16 protein-coding genes and 1 tRNA gene are annotated in these 16,465 nt (G+C 59.5%); 11 read left to right on the top strand and 6 right to left on the bottom strand.

Going from position 1 to position 16,465, the window contains the following annotated elements; translation table 11 throughout:
• The first annotated feature begins 140 nt into the window (after positions 1 to 140).
• A complete protein-coding gene (gene dacB, locus GLP52_RS10230) occupies positions 141 to 1,652 on the top strand; it encodes a D-alanyl-D-alanine carboxypeptidase/D-alanyl-D-alanine endopeptidase (protein WP_237272334.1) in 1,512 nt (503 codons plus the stop codon).
• Positions 1,653 to 1,674: 22 nt separating this feature from the next.
• Here dacB and GLP52_RS10225 read toward each other — a convergent pair whose 3' ends face one another.
• Positions 1,675 to 2,097, bottom strand: a complete 423-nt coding sequence (locus tag GLP52_RS10225) for a tellurite resistance TerB family protein (RefSeq protein WP_208595998.1) — start codon at positions 2,095 to 2,097, stop codon at positions 1,675 to 1,677.
• 119 nt (positions 2,098 to 2,216) lie between these two features.
• Here GLP52_RS10225 and GLP52_RS10220 point away from each other — a divergent pair, with 119 nt between their 5' ends.
• The 3 genes from GLP52_RS10220 (at position 2,217) to GLP52_RS10210 (ending at position 6,698) form a co-directional block, all read left to right on the top strand.
• Positions 2,217 to 3,797, top strand: coding sequence for a lysine--tRNA ligase (locus GLP52_RS10220; protein ID WP_237272333.1), 1,581 nt, complete (start codon positions 2,217 to 2,219; stop codon positions 3,795 to 3,797).
• A gap of 62 nt (positions 3,798 to 3,859) precedes the next feature.
• On the top strand, positions 3,860 to 4,273 hold the full coding sequence (locus GLP52_RS10215) for a DUF4864 domain-containing protein (protein WP_093731396.1): 414 nt from the start codon (positions 3,860 to 3,862) through the stop codon (positions 4,271 to 4,273).
• A gap of 136 nt (positions 4,274 to 4,409) precedes the next feature.
• The gene (locus tag GLP52_RS10210) at positions 4,410 to 6,698 is read left to right on the top strand and encodes a glycosyl hydrolase family 28-related protein (RefSeq protein ID WP_237272332.1); all 2,289 of its coding nucleotides are present in this window, start codon (positions 4,410 to 4,412) and stop codon (positions 6,696 to 6,698) included.
• Here the strand turns inward: GLP52_RS10210 and GLP52_RS10205 are convergent.
• Both GLP52_RS10205 and GLP52_RS10200 read right to left on the bottom strand, forming a co-directional pair.
• A complete protein-coding gene (locus GLP52_RS10205; RefSeq protein WP_237272331.1) occupies positions 6,695 to 7,366 on the bottom strand; it encodes a hypothetical protein in 672 nt (223 codons plus the stop codon). The two genes, GLP52_RS10210 and GLP52_RS10205, sit on opposite strands and share 4 nt — an antisense overlap.
• Positions 7,367 to 7,506: 140 nt before the next feature.
• Positions 7,507 to 7,692 carry a PLDc N-terminal domain-containing protein gene (locus tag GLP52_RS10200; protein WP_138924341.1) on the bottom strand — a complete coding sequence of 62 codons (186 nt, stop codon included), beginning with the start codon at positions 7,690 to 7,692 and terminating at the stop codon, positions 7,507 to 7,509.
• Between the two features lie 156 nt (positions 7,693 to 7,848).
• Here GLP52_RS10200 and GLP52_RS10195 point away from each other — a divergent pair, with 156 nt between their 5' ends.
• Positions 7,849 to 8,127 (top strand): hypothetical protein, encoded by a 279-nt coding sequence (locus tag GLP52_RS10195; protein WP_237272330.1) that lies wholly within the window; start codon positions 7,849 to 7,851, stop codon positions 8,125 to 8,127.
• 75 nt (positions 8,128 to 8,202) lie between these two features.
• Here GLP52_RS10195 and GLP52_RS10190 read toward each other — a convergent pair whose 3' ends face one another.
• Positions 8,203 to 8,457, bottom strand: a complete 255-nt coding sequence (locus GLP52_RS10190; RefSeq protein ID WP_093731391.1) for a hypothetical protein — start codon at positions 8,455 to 8,457, stop codon at positions 8,203 to 8,205.
• A gap of 166 nt (positions 8,458 to 8,623) precedes the next feature.
• On the opposite strand from GLP52_RS10190, the gene GLP52_RS10185 reads away from it, so the two are divergent.
• Positions 8,624 to 8,809 (top strand): DUF3008 family protein, encoded by a 186-nt coding sequence (locus tag GLP52_RS10185; protein ID WP_093731390.1) that lies wholly within the window; start codon positions 8,624 to 8,626, stop codon positions 8,807 to 8,809.
• 9 nt (positions 8,810 to 8,818) lie between these two features.
• On the opposite strand, the gene uvrB is transcribed toward GLP52_RS10185, so the two are convergent.
• Positions 8,819 to 11,035 (bottom strand): excinuclease ABC subunit UvrB, encoded by a 2,217-nt coding sequence (gene uvrB, locus GLP52_RS10180; protein WP_093731389.1) that lies wholly within the window; start codon positions 11,033 to 11,035, stop codon positions 8,819 to 8,821.
• Between the two features lie 99 nt (positions 11,036 to 11,134).
• A complete protein-coding gene (locus tag GLP52_RS10175) occupies positions 11,135 to 11,419 on the bottom strand; it encodes an antifreeze protein (protein ID WP_093731388.1) in 285 nt (94 codons plus the stop codon).
• 140 nt (positions 11,420 to 11,559) lie between these two features.
• Between GLP52_RS10175 and GLP52_RS10170 the strand changes: the two genes are divergently transcribed.
• From GLP52_RS10170 to GLP52_RS10150, 5 genes are all read left to right on the top strand, one after another.
• Positions 11,560 to 11,871: an ETC complex I subunit gene (locus GLP52_RS10170; protein WP_093731387.1), complete on the top strand. Its 312-nt coding sequence runs from the start codon at positions 11,560 to 11,562 to the stop codon at positions 11,869 to 11,871.
• 131 nt (positions 11,872 to 12,002) lie between these two features.
• Positions 12,003 to 12,929 (top strand): MYG1 family protein, encoded by a 927-nt coding sequence (locus GLP52_RS10165; RefSeq protein WP_093731386.1) that lies wholly within the window; start codon positions 12,003 to 12,005, stop codon positions 12,927 to 12,929.
• 140 nt (positions 12,930 to 13,069) lie between these two features.
• Positions 13,070 to 14,461: an L-seryl-tRNA(Sec) selenium transferase gene (gene selA / locus GLP52_RS10160; protein WP_237272329.1), complete on the top strand. Its 1,392-nt coding sequence runs from the start codon at positions 13,070 to 13,072 to the stop codon at positions 14,459 to 14,461.
• Positions 14,458 to 16,329: a selenocysteine-specific translation elongation factor gene (gene selB, locus GLP52_RS10155; RefSeq protein ID WP_237272328.1), complete on the top strand. Its 1,872-nt coding sequence runs from the start codon at positions 14,458 to 14,460 to the stop codon at positions 16,327 to 16,329. Before selA ends, selB begins: the two co-directional genes overlap by 4 nt.
• 41 nt (positions 16,330 to 16,370) lie before the next feature.
• Positions 16,371 to 16,465: transfer RNA gene (locus tag GLP52_RS10150), tRNA-Sec, on the top strand.

Below are 16,465 nucleotides of genomic sequence, written 5' to 3'. Positions count from 1 at the left end.
TGCGGGACGCGGGGGAGAAGCGTCAAACATGATCAAAATGGCGCGTTGCGTGTCCCGTCCGTTTGCCTGGCCCCGTCGCCCATGAAAATGTGATTTGCTCCTGCTTGTGTCACTGGGTCCTGTCAGGTTTAAGTCGCCTTATGAAAACTGTTTTATCACGTCGTTTCTTTCTGGGGTCCGCTGCGGCGGGCATAATCGCGCCGGCTGCGTTTGCGGCCCCGCCGACTGAATCGCTGCGCCCTGTGTTGCGCGGGGATGATCTGTTCCGGCAGTCGATCCCCTCTGCGCAAGAGCTGATCGACAAAGCCAAGCTCGACGGAATGGTGACCTTTAGTCTGGCAGACGCCGAAACCGGTGCGGTGCTTGAACAACATGGCCCGCTTGAGGGCATGCCCCCTGCCAGCGTAACCAAGGCGATAACCGCGCTGTACGCGCTGGACACGCTAGGCGCGGCGCATCAGTTCGAGACGCGGATCATGGCGACCGGCGGTGTCGTGGGCGGCGAAGTGCAGGGCGATCTGATCCTTGTGGGCGGGGGCGATCCGACGCTGGATACCGCCGGGCTCGCGCGGCTGGTGGACGACCTGAAAGCGGCCGGGATCATAGGCGTCAAAGGCGAGCTGAAAGTCTATGAACACAGCCTGCCGATGTTCGCGTTAATTGATGCAGACCAGCCGGATCACGTTGGCTATAATCCGGCAGTGTCGGGGCTGGCGCTGAACTTTAACCGCGTGCATTTCGAATGGAAGCGCGAGAACGGCGGCTATGCGGTCACAATGGACGGACGGTCGGGGTCTTATCGCCCTGATGTGGCGATGGCGGCGATGGAGATCAGCGACCGCAGCGCGCCGGTGTTTACCTATCGTGACGCAGGCACGCGCGATGATTGGAGCGTTGCCCAAAGCGCCTTGGGGAATGGCGGGTCGCGGTGGTTGCCTGTGCGCAAACCGGGGCTTTATGCGGGCGACATATTCAAGACGTTGGCTGGATCACAAGGCATCCGCCTGCGCGACATGAGCCTGATCACCAGTCTGCCCGAGGGCGAGGTTCTGGTGGCCCGAAAAAGTGCGCCGTTGCGCGATATCCTGCGCGATATGTTGAAGTATTCCAATAACCTGATCGCCGAGATGGCGGGGCTTTCTGCCACGGTCTATCGCACCGGAACGCCGGTTTCCTTGCGGGCCTCGGCGGCAGAAATGAACGTTTGGGCCAAGGCCAATCTGGGCATGAATGCGCCCGCGCTGGTGGATCATTCCGGTCTGGGGGAAGACAGCCGCGTGTCGTCGCAGGACATGGTGACAGCGCTGGTCAGGATCCACGGGTCTGGCATCCTAAAACCCTTGCTCAAGTCGATTACCTTGCGCGATTCCAAAGGCCGCCCCGTGCAAAATCATCCGATCAAGGTCGAGGCCAAAACCGGTACGCTGAACTTTGTCTCGGCGCTGGCAGGATACCTGACGGCACCGGACGGGCGGGTGATGGCGTTTGCTGTGTTCACCGCCGACATGCCCCGTCGCGCGACCCTAACGCGGGCGCAACGCGAACGCCCTGACGGGGGGCGGGCCTGGAATGGGCGGGCCAAACGGCTGCAGCAGGGGCTGATTGAACGCTGGGGGGCGTTTCATCAGACCAAGGATACAGCCGCGCTTTAGCGGATTAGCCCGACCAACTGGCTTATTTTACGTGGCGCGCACGGGCACCGCGTTCGATGGCGGCCGCGTGCAGACGGTCCAGATCCAGCTCGTAGCGGATTTCTTCGAGCAGGCGCAGCTCTGCCTCTTCGAGGGTGCCGTCGGCTGCGGCCACGTCACAGGCCAAGGCATATGCCGTCTCGTTTAGGCGGTCAGGCATCGCGGCTTTGACCAGCCCGAACAGGGCATCCAGCCCGTCCTCTTGTTCGAACAGATCAAAGACCATGGAACTGACAGTGCTGATGCGGTCCAGATCATAACCGGAGAACACGGGCAGCATATTCACTGCCGACTGAATCTTGAGCAGTTCCGTGGTGCGGATGTCCTCGTCTGACGCGGAGACCGCGATCATAATGGCGACAAGGCAGTCTTGCGCGCTTAAGCTAAGTGAGGTGTCGTCATTCATGCGCATTTCCGTTCGGTTATTGCATTGATCTGCAGATTATTGACGGGCCTACAGGGACGCAATAGGTACAGCCTGCCTGCGCGCATTGGGTGCGGGGTGAAAATGATGGAATTGATGACATGTCGCAGATGCGTGAAGCAGCCCTAACCAGCAAAGCGTGGCCGTTCGAGGAAGCACGTCGGGTGTTGAAACGCTATGCAAATAAGGCTCCCGAGAAGGGGCATGTCTTGTTCGAGACCGGCTATGGCCCGTCGGGTCTGCCGCATATCGGGACCTTCGGCGAAGTTGCGCGCACGACGATGATCCGCCGCGCTTTTGAGCTGATCAGCGACATTCCGACGCGGTTAGTGTGCTTTTCGGACGATCTGGACGGAATGCGCAAAGTGCCGAGCAACGTGCCGGATCCCGAAGCCTTGGCCGAACATCTGCAAAGACCGCTGACATCTGTGCCCGATCCTTTCGGCACGCACGACAGCTTTGGCGCACATAACAACGCGATGCTGCGCCGGTTCCTTGATACATTCGGGTTCGAATATGAATTCATCTCGGCCACCGAATTTTACGGGTCGGGCAAGTTCGACGAGGTGCTTTTGCGCGCCGCCGAGAAGTATGACGAGATCATGGAGGTGATGCTGAAGTCGCTGCGCGAAGAGCGGCGTCAGACCTATTCGATCTTCCTGCCGATCCACCCTGAAACGGGGCGCGTGATGTATGTGCCCATGAAAGAGGTCAACGCCAAGGACGGCACGATCACTTTCGACGACGAAGACGGCACCGAGATGACCCTGCCGCTGACCGGTGGCAACGTGAAATTGCAGTGGAAGCCTGACTTTGGCGCCCGTTGGGCAGCGCTTGATGTCGATTTTGAGATGTACGGCAAGGACCATAGCACCAACACGCCGATCTATGACAAAATTTGCCGCATTCTGGGCAACCGTCCGCCCGAGCATTTCACCTACGAGCTGTTCCTGGATCAGGACGGGCACAAGATTTCCAAGTCATCCGGCAACGGGCTGACCATCGACGAATGGCTGACCTATGCCAGTGCGGAATCGCTGTCGTACTTTATGTACCTCAAGCCGAAGACGGCCAAGCGCATGTATTTCGACGTGATCCCCAAGGCGGTTGATGAATACCACCAACAGCTGCGCGCGTTCGAGACGCAGGACGACAAGGGCAAGTTGAACAACCCCGTTTGGCATATCCACGGGGGCGATGTGCCCAAGTCGGATATGATCGTGCCGTATTCGATGCTGCTGAACCTTGCGTCTGTTTCGTCGGCCGAGGAAAAGTCGCAGCTGTGGGGCTTTATCCAGCGTTATGCGCCGGATGCGACGCCCGAAGGCAACCCCGGTATGGATGCGGCGGCCGAACATGCGGTGCGCTATTACAACGATTTCGTGAAGCCCGCCAAAGTGTTCCGCGCCCCCTCTGATCTGGAGCGGGAAGCGCTGGAGGATCTGCGCAACCAGTTGAAAACATGGGACGGCGGGCTGGATGCCGAGGCGTTGCAAACGATGGTTTTCGCTGTCGGGAAAGAACGTTTCGACCCGCTGCGTGACTGGTTTACCGCGCTTTACGAAGTGTTGTTGGGCGCGAGCCAAGGCCCGCGTTTCGGTGGCTTCATCGCGCTTTATGGTGTGGATGAGACTGTCGCACTGATCGACGACGCGCTGGCAGGCAAGCTGACCACAGCGTGAAACTATTGCTCTATGGTGTGCGTGGATTAGGTTAAGTCCAATACATCATAGGGAGCATTCTCATGCGTGGCGCGGTTCTTTCGGCATTTTTCGGGATGGTTTTGACCTTTGCGACGGCGTTTGGTGCCACGGCGCAGCAGGCGGATATCGAAAGCACGATCACAGGCCAGTTCGAGGCCTTTAAGGCAGATGATTTCGAGGGGGCGTTCGCATATGCGAGCCCCAATCTGCAGATGATGTTTCAGTCCACCGAAAATTTTAAACGTATGGTAACCTCGGGCTATCCGATGGTTTGGAAAAACACCGACGTGCGGTTTCTGGACCTACGCGAGATCGCGGGCGCACAGTGGCAAAAGGTGCAGGTGACGGACCTGAAGGGTTTCACCTATTTGCTGGATTATCAGATGGTTGAGACGCCCGAGGGTTGGCGCATTGCCTCTGTTCAGTTGCTGGATGCGCCAAGCGTTTCGGCGTAACATTGCCCCCGAGCGCCGTACGCTGCGGTTAGACGTGATTAACCACTTGTGAATATTTCTATCCCCCTGCCGGCCAAGCGTCGGAGTTTTGCAATTCATGGGGGGCGACATTGCACCCTCGGCGAAGGGGATGACGATGAACAAGGCAATCACAGATGGTCTGCTGCTGACACCTGCGGCTTTTGCACAAGGCTTGGATGTGTATTCAAGCGGGGATGGCACGGCGGGGTCTGATACCTATGCCAATGCGATCAATGCGGCGTTTATCCCTGCGGATCAGGACTTTGGCGGGGCGCTTGAGCTGATCAAGACGCAATCGACGCAGAAGCTGCGATACATGGGGCAGACACCGCTTTTGCCGGGATGCTATCTGCGGATCACGGCGCGGGTGAAGGCGATTAGTGGGAATTTACCCTCGGTGCGGATCGCGGGGTATCCGGCGCTTGGCAATGGCAACCGTGTCGGGGGGCTGGTCGAAGTAGGGCCGGCGGTGGCGCTTACGAGCTATGGCGACGTGGTCGAGGTCAGCGCGATTGTCGGTTCGGGGCTGCGCGGCGGGGTCGATATGGTCTGGGGCAACGCGCCGGTCTATGGGCATTTCGGGCTGGACCTGACGGGGCAGAATGGCGGGGTCGTTCGCATTGATGACTTGCAAATCGAGGATGTGACGGGTGTCTTTCTGCGCGACATGCTGGCACAGGTGGACGTGCGGGATTATGGCGCGGTGGGGGATGGCAGCACCGATGATACCGCGGCCTTTGTGGCGGCGAATGCGGATGCGCAGGGGCGCAGCGTGTTGATCCCGCGTGGGACGTATCTGCTGAACGGGGACGTGACCTTTGACGCGCCGACGCGGTTTGAAGGGACGGTGACCATGCCCGCCAGCGCGATCCTGCTGCTGCGCCGCAACTTTGATCTGCCAAATTATATCGAGGCTTTCGGGAATGAAGAGATCGCCTTTCGCAAGGCGTTTCAGGCGTTGCTGAACAACGCGGATCATGAATCGCTGGATCTGGGTGGGCGCAAGGTCAACGTGACCGGCCCGATCGATATGCAGGCCGCGACGCCTGAACGCAGCAGCTATGCCACGCGGCGGGTGATCCGCAACGGCCAGCTTGAAGCGGCCACGAATGGTGATTGGGATACTGTCACGGTGACCTCGCAGGCCAGCTATTCGCCCTCGGATGCGCGCAAGCTGACGAATGTCGTGAACGTCGCGAATGTGCCTGTGGGGGCGTTGATCACCGGCAACGGGGTGGGGCGCGAGATCTATGTGCGGGCCAAGAACGTCGCCACACAAGAGATCACGCTGAACGCGCCGCTGTATGACGCGGCGGGGACGCAGAATTTTACCTTTGCGCGGTTCCAGTATCTGCTGGATTTCAGCAACTACAGCCAGCTGAGCAAGTTCGTTCTGGATGACATCGAATTCCAGTGCAACAACGTGGCCAGCGCGATCAACCTTGCGCCGTCGGGGACGATTTTTCATATGCGCGATTGCTTTATCTCGCGACCAAAGGATCGGGGGATCACGTCGATTGGCGGCGGCTGTCAGGGGATGTTCGTGGACCGTTGCCAGTTCCTGTCCGCCGAGGATGCGCTGGACGTGCCGGACCGGACCACGATCGCGATCAACTGCAACGCCAATGACGTCAAGATCCGCGACAACCGTGCCACGCGCTTTCGCCATTTTGCGCTGCTTGCGGGACAGAATAATATCGTCACGGGGAACCACTTCTTTCAGGGGGATACGGTCAAGAACGGCGTCCGCTCTGCTGGGTTGATCCTTGCGGCGCAGCACACGGCGAGCGTGGTGAGCGGAAATTACATCGACAATTGTTTCGTCGAATGGACCAACGAACAAGACCCCGCGCCGGAATACAGCAGCGAGTATTCTTTCAGCTCCCTGTCGATCAGCGGCAATATTTTTCTGTCGGGCGAAGTCGCCCCGTGGTTCAGCTATATCGTGATCAAACCCCATGGGGCGGGTCATGTGATCAACGGGCTGACGATCAACGACAATCGGTTTCGCAGCATCAACGGGTTCATTGATCGGGTCGAACGGATCGACACCAGCTTTGCCGATATGGATTTCTCGCGCATGCGCAACATAGAGATGACCGGCAATTCGTTTCACGGCATCAGCAATCCGGTCTCTAATCCCGTGCAGGTCGAACATACCGAAAGCAGTTTGGCCAAGACCTGGGTGGTGGATATTGCCGACCGCTTTCCGTTCGGCGGGTGGGCGATTGCGGTAGATAGCATCACGATGGACGGGCCGGTGCGCGACGGATCGAATGTGGCGCAGTACAGCGTGCCCTATGTGTTGACGGACCAAGGAACGGAGCGTGATCTGTTGCATCTGGTCTGGAGCACCAGCGTCAAAGGATCGATCTTTATGCAGGCGCGGATGGATAAACGCTAGAATTCGCGCCAGATCGATAGTTTTAGCGCGGGGTTGGAACTGTCGGTGATCAGCGTTTCGGCCCCGATTTGAAGGCGAATATCAGGGCGGCTTTTGATCGGACGTACAATGATGGAGGGCGCGATAGAGGTGGCGGTGGTGGTGGAGGTCGACGCGTGGAAGATTTGCAGCATCCCTGAAAACCTTTCGCCAAGGTTGATCCCGACGGTACTGTCCACTTTGGCGAGATGCTCTTGAAGGTACACGTCCCACGAAAGCGAACTGTCGATGGTGATCCAGCCGTTTTTCTCCGCGAGCGTGAAGCCGCGGCCCCATGACAGCCCCGCTTTTACATTCGGCGTGACCACATCCCCCACCCACGCCGCGCCGATGCCCAGTTCAGCGGACCAAACGTTTGGCCGACCCTGTCGGCCCAACGGGCGGCGTAAGAATAACGTGGCGGACCCCGATTGCAGCCCATAAGAGCTGGCGAGAAAACTGACCTCTGCCCCGAGGGTGAGATCATCGCGCACGCCGTATTCGAGGAACGTGCTTTCCGAGATGTCATAATTTTGCGTGACACTGACAGTGTTTGAGCTGAAACCTTTGCCTTTTTCGCGCAACCAAGCGCCGCTGTAGGCGGTGACTGGGGCCGTCAGGAGGATAAGGAGGATTGACCATAAGCGCATCGGGTACCCTTTCGGCGGGCAGCTTGGCGCTTCATGCTTAATAAATTACTTATAGCTGAGGGCAGGGATGCGGTGACGACGGCATGCAAAAAGGCCCGCAGCATTGCTGCGGGCCTTTTCGTTAGATCATGCAGGGCCGGTTAGACTTTGACGCTGCTGCCACGTGGGCCAGCAATCAGCCATACGATAAAGCCAACGACGGGGAAGATCAGGACGCCGAGAATCCAGAGGATTTTCGCAAGGCCCGAAGCGCCGGAGGTGAAGATTTGGTAGATCGCGTAAATGTCTGCGATCAGGATGATTAGTCCGAGAATGCCGAATTCCATTGTAAAGCTCCTGAGTTGTAATCTGAATTACTGTCTGGGGTCACAACTTCGTATCTTTGATAGATGTTCCCGAAAATGTTATTGGAACTATTTCGTGATCAACCGAGTTGCTCTTCCAATAGCCCTGACGGGACAGTGTAATTTGAAGGAAATACTATGAAGACCTCTACAGCAGTAATCGCAGGGCTCGCCGCAATCCTGGTGATCGCATTTGCAATCTTTTTCATCGATATTGACCAGACAGAAGAAGGTTCGCTGCCTGATGTCGACGTCTCTGTTGAAGGGGGGAACCTTCCTAAATTCGACGCTGAAACCGGTTCGGTTAACGTGACCGAAGAAGAGGTTGATGTTGAAGTTCCTGACGTTGAAATCACCACCGAAGAAAAAACTCTCACCGTTCCCGGTGTTGAAGTGACACCGCCGTCGAACGACTGATAATATTCATCAGTTTCAACGAAAAAAAACGCCCCCTGACTTGGTCAGGGGGCGTTTTTTTATGTCTGGTTGGTCTCAGTTTCGGGTGAGTTTAGACGCAGGTTTCGCGCCGTTGTCCCCGTCAGATGTAAAGGTGAGCGTGACCTTGTCGCCTGCCATCAGATCAGACGGCACAAGGGTTTTTGCATCCAAGGTCCACGATGATTTGTCTTGCAGAACAATGATATTGGCCAAGCGATCGTAGGCCAGGATCGTGCCGGTTGTTTCGTCGGCAAAGGCGGGGGCAGAGAGGGCAGTTAGGCTCAGGGTGGCAAGGGCAATCAGGCGCATTTGGGATCCTCCGGATAAAGCGCAGACTCCGAATGTGGGGTGGACGCGGATGCAAAGCAATCACCTGACAACGGGTGCATGAAAATAATTATGCGTCATATAATGTCGGGGAACTGCGGACTGTTCGACGTGTTGTGCCGCTACATCCAGCCGAAAGGAGAGAGCGATGAAAGCCCAATCAAAATCCCAGCAACGTGCCGCTGGCGCGGCCCTGTCTGCAAAACGGGGCGAGACCAAGGTGAACGATCTGCAAGGCGCGTCGAAGGATATGTACGACAGCATGTCAGAGGATGAGCTGGAGGAAATGGCCTCGACCGAACATGATGGATTGCCGGACGAGGTCGAAGACTAGGCGCGCCTCTTAGCGTTTTTTGCCACCGTAGCGGGATTTTCCGCCGCGCATTCCGCCGCGGCCACCAGTTGACCGGCCCGATGCTTTTTGCGCGTCGTCAACGGCTTTATCCACCGCATACTGGCGGGCCATCGGATCATCGGCGATGGCGAGATCGACGGCTTCAAGTCGTTTGACCTCGTCACGCAGACGTGCGGCTTCTTCGAATTCGAGGTTCTCGGCCGCTTTGCGCATGTCGGTGCGCAACCCGTCGAGCACGGTTTGCAGGTTGCCGCCCGCCAATGGGTTGTCGATCCTGGCGGTGACGCGGCTCATGTCGACATCGCCTTTATAGAGACCGGCAAGGATGTCATCGACGTTCTTTTTCACCGTGGTCGGCGTAATCCCGTGCTCTTCGTTATAGGCGACTTGCTTGGCGCGACGGCGGTCGGTTTCGCCCATGGCGCGTTCCATCGAGCCGGTGATGCGGTCGGCGTACATGATCACGCGGCCTTCGGCATTCCGCGCGGCACGACCGATGGTCTGGATCAGCGAGGTTTCAGAGCGCAGGAAGCCCTCTTTATCCGCGTCGAGAATTGCGACAAGACCACATTCAGGAATATCCAAGCCTTCGCGCAGCAAGTTGATCCCGATCAGCACGTCAAACGCGCCGAGCCGCAAGTCGCGCAGAATCTCGATCCGTTCAATCGTGTCGATATCGCTGTGCATATAGCGCACGCGGATGCCCTGTTCGTGCATGTATTCTGTCAGGTCTTCTGCCATGCGTTTGGTCAGCACGGTGCACAGCGTGCGAAAGCCATCAGCGGCGACCTTGCGCACCTCGTCCAGCAAATCATCGACCTGCATTTCCACAGGGCGAATTTCGATCTTGGGGTCGATCAGGCCGGTGGGGCGAATGATCTGTTCGGTGAAAACACCGCCGGTTTGTTCGATCTCCCATGCTGCCGGCGTCGCCGAGACGAACACCGATTGCGGGCGCATGGCGTCCCATTCCTCGAACTTCAAAGGACGGTTGTCCATACAAGAGGGCAGGCGGAACCCATGTTCGGCCAGCGTCATCTTGCGTCTAAAGTCACCCTTGTACATCCCGCCGATCTGCGGGACCGACACGTGAGATTCGTCTGCAAAAACAATAGCGTTGTCCGGGATGAATTCGAACAGGGTGGGGGGCGGCTCCCCGGGGGCGCGGCCCGTCAGATAGCGCGAGTAGTTCTCGATCCCGTTGCACACGCCTGTGGCTTCGAGCATTTCGATGTCAAAGTTGCAGCGCTGTTCAAGCCGTTGCGCCTCCAGCAGTTTGCCTTCGCCCACCAATTGATCAAGCCGCATACGCAGCTCTTTCTTGATGCCGATCACCGCCTGATTCATCGTTGGTTTAGGCGTCACATAGTGGCTGTTGGCGTAGACGCGGATCTGGTCGAAGTTACCGGTTTTCTCGCCCGTAAGAGGGTCGAATTCAGTGATGCTTTCCAGCTCTTCGCCAAAGAAAGACAGACGCCATGCGCGGTCTTCAAGGTGAGCGGGGAAAATTTCGAGGCTATCACCGCGCACACGAAAGGTGCCGCGCTGAAAGGCGGCGTCGTTGCGTTTATACGCCTGCGCGATCAGGTCTGCGATCACCTGACGCTGGTCGTAAGAGCTGCCGGTTTTCAAATCCTGTGTCATCGCGCCGTAGGTCTCGACAGAGCCGATACCGTAGATGCACGAGACAGAGGCGATGATGATCACGTCATCGCGTTCCAGCAGCGCCCGCGTGGCAGAGTGGCGCATCCGGTCGATCTGTTCGTTGATCTGGCTTTCCTTCTCGATGAAGGTGTCAGACCGCGCGACATAGGCTTCGGGCTGGTAGTAGTCGTAGTAGCTGACGAAATATTCCACCGCGTTGTCGGGGAAGAACCCTTTGAATTCGCCATAAAGTTGCGCCGCCAGCGTCTTGTTCGGCGCGAGGATGATGGCGGGGCGCTGCGTTTCCTCGATCACTTTGGCCATCGTGAACGTCTTGCCCGTCCCCGTGGCCCCCAGCAGCACCTGATCGCGTTCGCCCGACCGCACCCCTTCGGACAGTTCCTTGATTGCGGTGGGCTGGTCGCCTGCGGGTTCAAATTCGGTCGAAAGCTTGAACTTCTTGCCGCCCTCAAGTTTGGGGCGGTCGCGCACATTGGGCGCGGGGTTGGCAAGATAGGCGTCTTTGCGCTCGGGCAAACTATCAGAGTGGGCGTAGGCCATAACATCGTCCTTTGGGGGTGCCCCTAAGGTGTCATGTTTTTGCGCGGGTTCAAGGGGCGGAGCCCTGCGCGACGCGCATATGTCGCTTTCGTCGCAGGCTTATTTGGTCAGGCGCTTGCGGTTGGCGCTGACCTTTTTGCTTACCGGTGCCATCGCGGCCGAGAGAATCTGATCAGGTGTGCCCCCGGCAAAGGCGGCTTTGGTGGCCGCCTCATAGGCTTTTGCCATGGCAGGTCCCTTTTCATTGACCATGCGGGCGTTCTCTCCGCGGGACTGTGGTAGGGCACCGGCCATCGCCAAAAGCCTAAGCGTCATAACAGCTTGGGTGTCGATCATCAGCTTGGCGAGGTTGGTATTTAGCGTCATTAGGGTAAGAGGGTTCATGGGATGTGCTCCGATTGCATGGGATCAGCTTATGCTGCGTCGCAGCATATGTAACCCGAATTTGTCACAATTCACTGTGATGCCTTGATCCTTGGCTGTATTTGGCTGATAAACCGCCCAATCACAGCGGAGATTTAGCGATGCGCGCGCGTATTTATCAGCCTTCCCGAACTGCCATGTCCTCTGGCACTGCCAAAACCCGCGTTTGGTTGCTTGAGTTTGACCCCGAGCACGCGCGCGAAATTGACCCGTTGATGGGCTGGACCTCGTCGAAAGACACGCAAACTCAGGTGCGCTTGCAGTTCGCGACCAAGGAAGAAGCGGTCGAATACGCCCGTGACCACAATATCGACGCGATGGTCCAAGATCCCAACAAGCGCCGCGCGAATGTGCGCGCTGGTGGCTATGGCGAAAACTTTGCCACAGCGCGCCGCGGGGCCTGGACGCATTAACACTTTCTACTTTTTCTCATGCTAGGCCCGAGGCGGGCGGTGTGAGCGAGACGCAATACACAGGGCGGCCCCTTCCAAGGTCGCCCGTTTTCTTTTTCGATCGATGAACAGACGCGCAAAGGTACCAACTCATGACGATCACCCAACTCGTGACCCACTCCGGCGGCTTTCATGCGGACGAGCTATTGTCGTCAGTCATCCTGACACGGCTGTTCCCCGATGCAACGATCTTGCGCAGCCGCGAGATGGCGCTGATCACGCCCGCAGCAGGGCGCATCATCTATGATGTGGGCGGCGATTTTGATGCTGAGGCAGGGATATTTGACCACCACCAACGTCCCAATCCACTGCGTGAAGACGGCCAGCCCTACAGTTCATTCGGGCTGATCTGGGCGCATTATGGGCACGATTATCTGCGCGCGCTTGATGTGCCAGAGGCGGATGTAAACGCCATTCACGACAGCTTTGATCGCGGGTTTGTCCTGCCGATCGACCTGCTGGACAATGGTGCCGTCAACGCGTCAGAGGCGGGGCCACTGTTTGCCGGTCTTACCCTGCCGGCACTGCTGGAAAGCCTCAAGCCCGTGTTCGATGACCGCGAAGAGGGTGTGGACGACCGTGCCTTCGCCGCCGCCTTGCCCATTGCGCGCGCCTTTGTCGAAGCCTCCATCCGCCGAAAGGCCGCCAAGTTCCGTGCCGAAGCGATGGTATTGGCCGCGATTGACGCTGCGGGTGATGGGCATGTGCTGGACCTGCCGATGGGCATGCCGTTTCGGGGGCCGGTGATCAAGGCGGGTGCAGACCACCTGCTGTTTGTCATCCACCCACGTGGGTCTGAATGGACGCTGACGACGATCCGGTCGGGGGATGATACCTTTGAAAACCGTGCGGATCTGCCGGTCGCATGGGCGGGCCTGAAAGACGCCGCGCTTGAAGAGGCGTCCGGCGTACAGGGGGCCAAGTTCTGTCACAACGGTCGTTTTATCGCGGTTGCCGACAGCCGTGAGGCGATCTTGAAAATGGCCGATATCGCTGTGCGCGAGGCCACGGCGGCTTAGCATTGGCGATGTAATGGGCTGCGGTTTGCCGGTGGTGGTGGTGTGTTGCTGTCACATGCGACGCAGATGCGGTGACCGATCTCGCTTGCCCCCCGGGCGGGCGTGAATACACTGCACCTCCAGCCATCGGGGGGCACTGCGTGAACAGCCAGCTAAGACATTTGCCACAGATCAATACGTTGTTGCAGCAGCCACCGATTGCCAAAGTGGTCGCCGCCTATAGCCACGAGGAAGTGCGCAGCGCCTTGCGGCTGACACTGGACGCGCTGCGCGGCGATATCCTGAGCGGCGCGGCTGTCGATCTGCCTGATTTTACCAGCGACGGTTTTGCCCGCACCCTTGCAGATCGGATTGAGGTGGTTCGCGAGCCGAACCTGCGTCCCGTGATCAACGCGACGGGTATCATCATCCACACCAATCTTGGCCGTGCCCGCCTTGCGCCCGAAGCCTTGCAAGCGATGCGCGACATCGGTGCGCGTCCGTCGAACCTTGAACTGAACCTTGCTACCGGCAAGCGTGGATCGCGGTATGACCATGCCGAGGCGTTGATCTGTCAGTTGACGGGTGCAGAGGCGGCGTTGATCGTGAATAACTGTGCCGCGGCGGTGGTGCTGGCGTTGATGGGAACCGCGTCGGGGCGCAAGGTGATCGCGTCGCGGGGGGAGCTGATCGAAATTGGCGGATCATTCCGCCTGCCTGACGTCATCGCTCAAAGCGGGGCAGTCCTGAAAGAAGTCGGCGCCACGAACAAAACCCGGCTTAGCGATTATGCCGACGCGGTGGATGAGGACACGGCGGTTCTGTTGAAAAGCCATACCAGCAATTTTCGCATTGTCGGGTTTACCTCTGCCCCGTCACGCACGGCTTTGGCGCAATTGGCAGCAGAGCGGGACCTGATCCTGATGGAAGATCTGGGCAGCGGCGTGCTGATTGACCTGTCGCCCTTCGGTCTGCGGGACGAACCAGTGGTGGCGGATATTTTGAAAGCAGGCGTCGATCTGGTCATGTTTTCGGGCGACAAGCTGCTCGGCGGGCCACAGGCGGGGATCATCGCGGGGCGAGCCGACATTATTGCGGGGTTGCGCAAGCATCCGCTGCTGCGGGCTTTGCGGATCGACAAGCTGTCCCTCGCCGCACTTGAGGCAACCTTGCGACTGTACCTGCCGCCCCATGATCCGTTGGCGCGGGTGCCGGTCTTGCGCGCGCTCTCGCAGCCCCTGGCGGAGGTCGAGGTGCGGGCGCAGAAACTGGCGGCGTCGCTAGAGGTTATGAATGGCGTCACAGCATCGGTCACCCCGTCCGCTGCCTATGTCGGTGGTGGATCGTTGCCCCAGCAGGACTTGGAAAGTGTGAGCGTCGTGGTGGTCTGTGATGCCCTTTCCCCGGAAGCGCTGGGCGACAGGCTGCGCGGGGGGGTGGTGCCGATTATCGGGCGCATCCATCACGGAAAGCTGTGGTTGGACATGCGCACGGTAACGGATGACGAGCTGCCCGATATCGTTGCGGCGCTGGGCGCGATAGCCACCTCATGACCTCGGCCTGCGTCATCGTGATCGGCCATGTGGATCATGGCAAGACGGCGCTGGTGCGCGCCCTCACTGGGATGGAGACGGACCGGCTGGCCGAGGAAAAAGCCCGTGGTCTGTCGATAGCGCTGGGCTTTGCGCATTGCGAGATGGCAGGCGGTACGCTTGATCTGATTGACGCACCGGGACACGAGGATTTCATGCGCACGATGGTGTCTGGCGCAAGCGGGGCGCAGGGCGCGCTGCTGGTGGTTTCTGCCGTGGATGGCGTCGCTGCGCAAACGCGCGAGCATGTGCAGATTGCAAGGCTGTTGCAGGTGCCTGTGGCGGTGGTCGCGGTGTCCAAGGCCGATTTGCTCCCCGAAGCAGCGCTGCCCGCCCGTTTGGCGGAAATTGAGGATACCCTTGCCGCGCAGGGCGTTACGGGGGCCGACGTGGTGCCCTGTTCGGCCACGACTGCTGGCGGGACGGATCATCTGCGGCAGGTCTTGGCGCGGCGGTTCATCGCTTTGCCAACGCGGGCCGCACCGACAGGGGCGTTCTTGCCGGTGGACCGCGCGTTCACACTGGCGGGGCGCGGGACGGTGGTGACGGGTACGCTGCTTGGTGGAGCGTTGGCGGTTGGGGAGGCGCTGACCGTGCAGCCAAGCGGTGCTGCGACGGTCGTGCGCGGGCTGCAATCTCGCGGCGCGGCGCGGGCGATGGTCGAGGCGGGCGAGCGGGTCGCGGTGAACCTGCGCGGTATCGCGCTAGAGGATATTGCCCGCGGCGATGTGATCAGTGCGGGCGGGCAGGCGGCAACGCTCTGTATGGATGTATCGTTAACCGTTTCTGACACGGCACCGCGACCGGTCAAACATATGCAAGAGCTGCGCGTGCTTTGGGGCACCGCGCACGAGGTCGCGACCCTGAGGCTGATGGGCGGTGGCCAGATCGCGCCGGGTTGCGCGGGGTTGGGGCAGGTGCGGTTCACACGTCCGGTGGTGGGGTTTGCCGGACAGGCGGCGGTGTTGCGTCAGCTTTCGCCTGCGGCGACGTTGGCGGGTGCGGTGATCCTTGACCCGCAGGCCACCGCAGTCGGGGCGGGCGACAGACGGCGGTTGGCGGTGATGCAGGCGGCACAGCAGCAGGATGGTACGGCGCTTGCCGCCGCGCTTTGTGCGCAGGGGCGCGGGGTGGCGCTGTGGTCCGATCTTGTGCGGTTGGCGCGCTGCGATGCGACGGCTGCGCTGCCCACGGGCGTTATGCGGTTATCGCCGGAACATATCGCGCTGGCCGACGACCTCAACGCGGTGCAGGCGGCGGTGGCGGAGGTTTTGCAGCGCTTTCACACCGATCATCCAATCAAGCAGGGGGCCGCGCCTGCGTTGCTGCAACAGGTGACGCCGCTACGGGGCTTGGTGCCCTTTGCCCAAGCCGCGCTGGTCAAGGCGGGAGAGGTCGTGTTGTGCGACGGTTTGGTCAGCCTTGCACGGCATGATCCCTTCGCAGCGCTTGCTCCGCATCAGGTCGCGCGCCTGACGGAGATTGAAGAGAGTATTCGCGCGGGCTGCAACACGCCCCCTGATCTGCGGCAGTTCGATGCGCCTGATGACGCGGATCTGATCGCGCTGATGGTGGCGCAGGGGCGGCTGGTACCGCTGTCGAATATTGCGCTGAAACAGCAGGTCGTGTTTCACGAAATGACCATCGGCCAAGCGCAGCGGACCCTCGCGGCGGCCTTCCCGCCGCCCACGGCCTTTACCACCAGCGAGGCGCGCACAGCTTTGGGCACCAGCCGCAAGTTCATCGTGCCGCTGCTTGAGCATCTGGACGCCCAAGGCATTACCCTGCGGATTGGTGACACGCGGCAGATCGCGCCGCAGACGCATTAGGCTTTCGCTTGCCCTGCGGCAGGGCTACGGTGTGACAACGCGGAGACGACCGGAGTCTGGTGGCTTCCCTGGTCTTCAAAACCATGGACGCGTCGATACGGCGTGTGGTGGGTTCGATTCCCATCCGTCTCCGCCA

Source organism: Sulfitobacter sp. M22 (genome assembly GCF_021736025.1).
In the GTDB taxonomy this organism is placed as follows: Bacteria; Pseudomonadota; Alphaproteobacteria; order Rhodobacterales; family Rhodobacteraceae; genus Sulfitobacter; species Sulfitobacter litoralis.
Note: the sequence above shows the minus strand (reverse complement) of the source record. Positions and strands in the feature narration are given on the sequence as shown.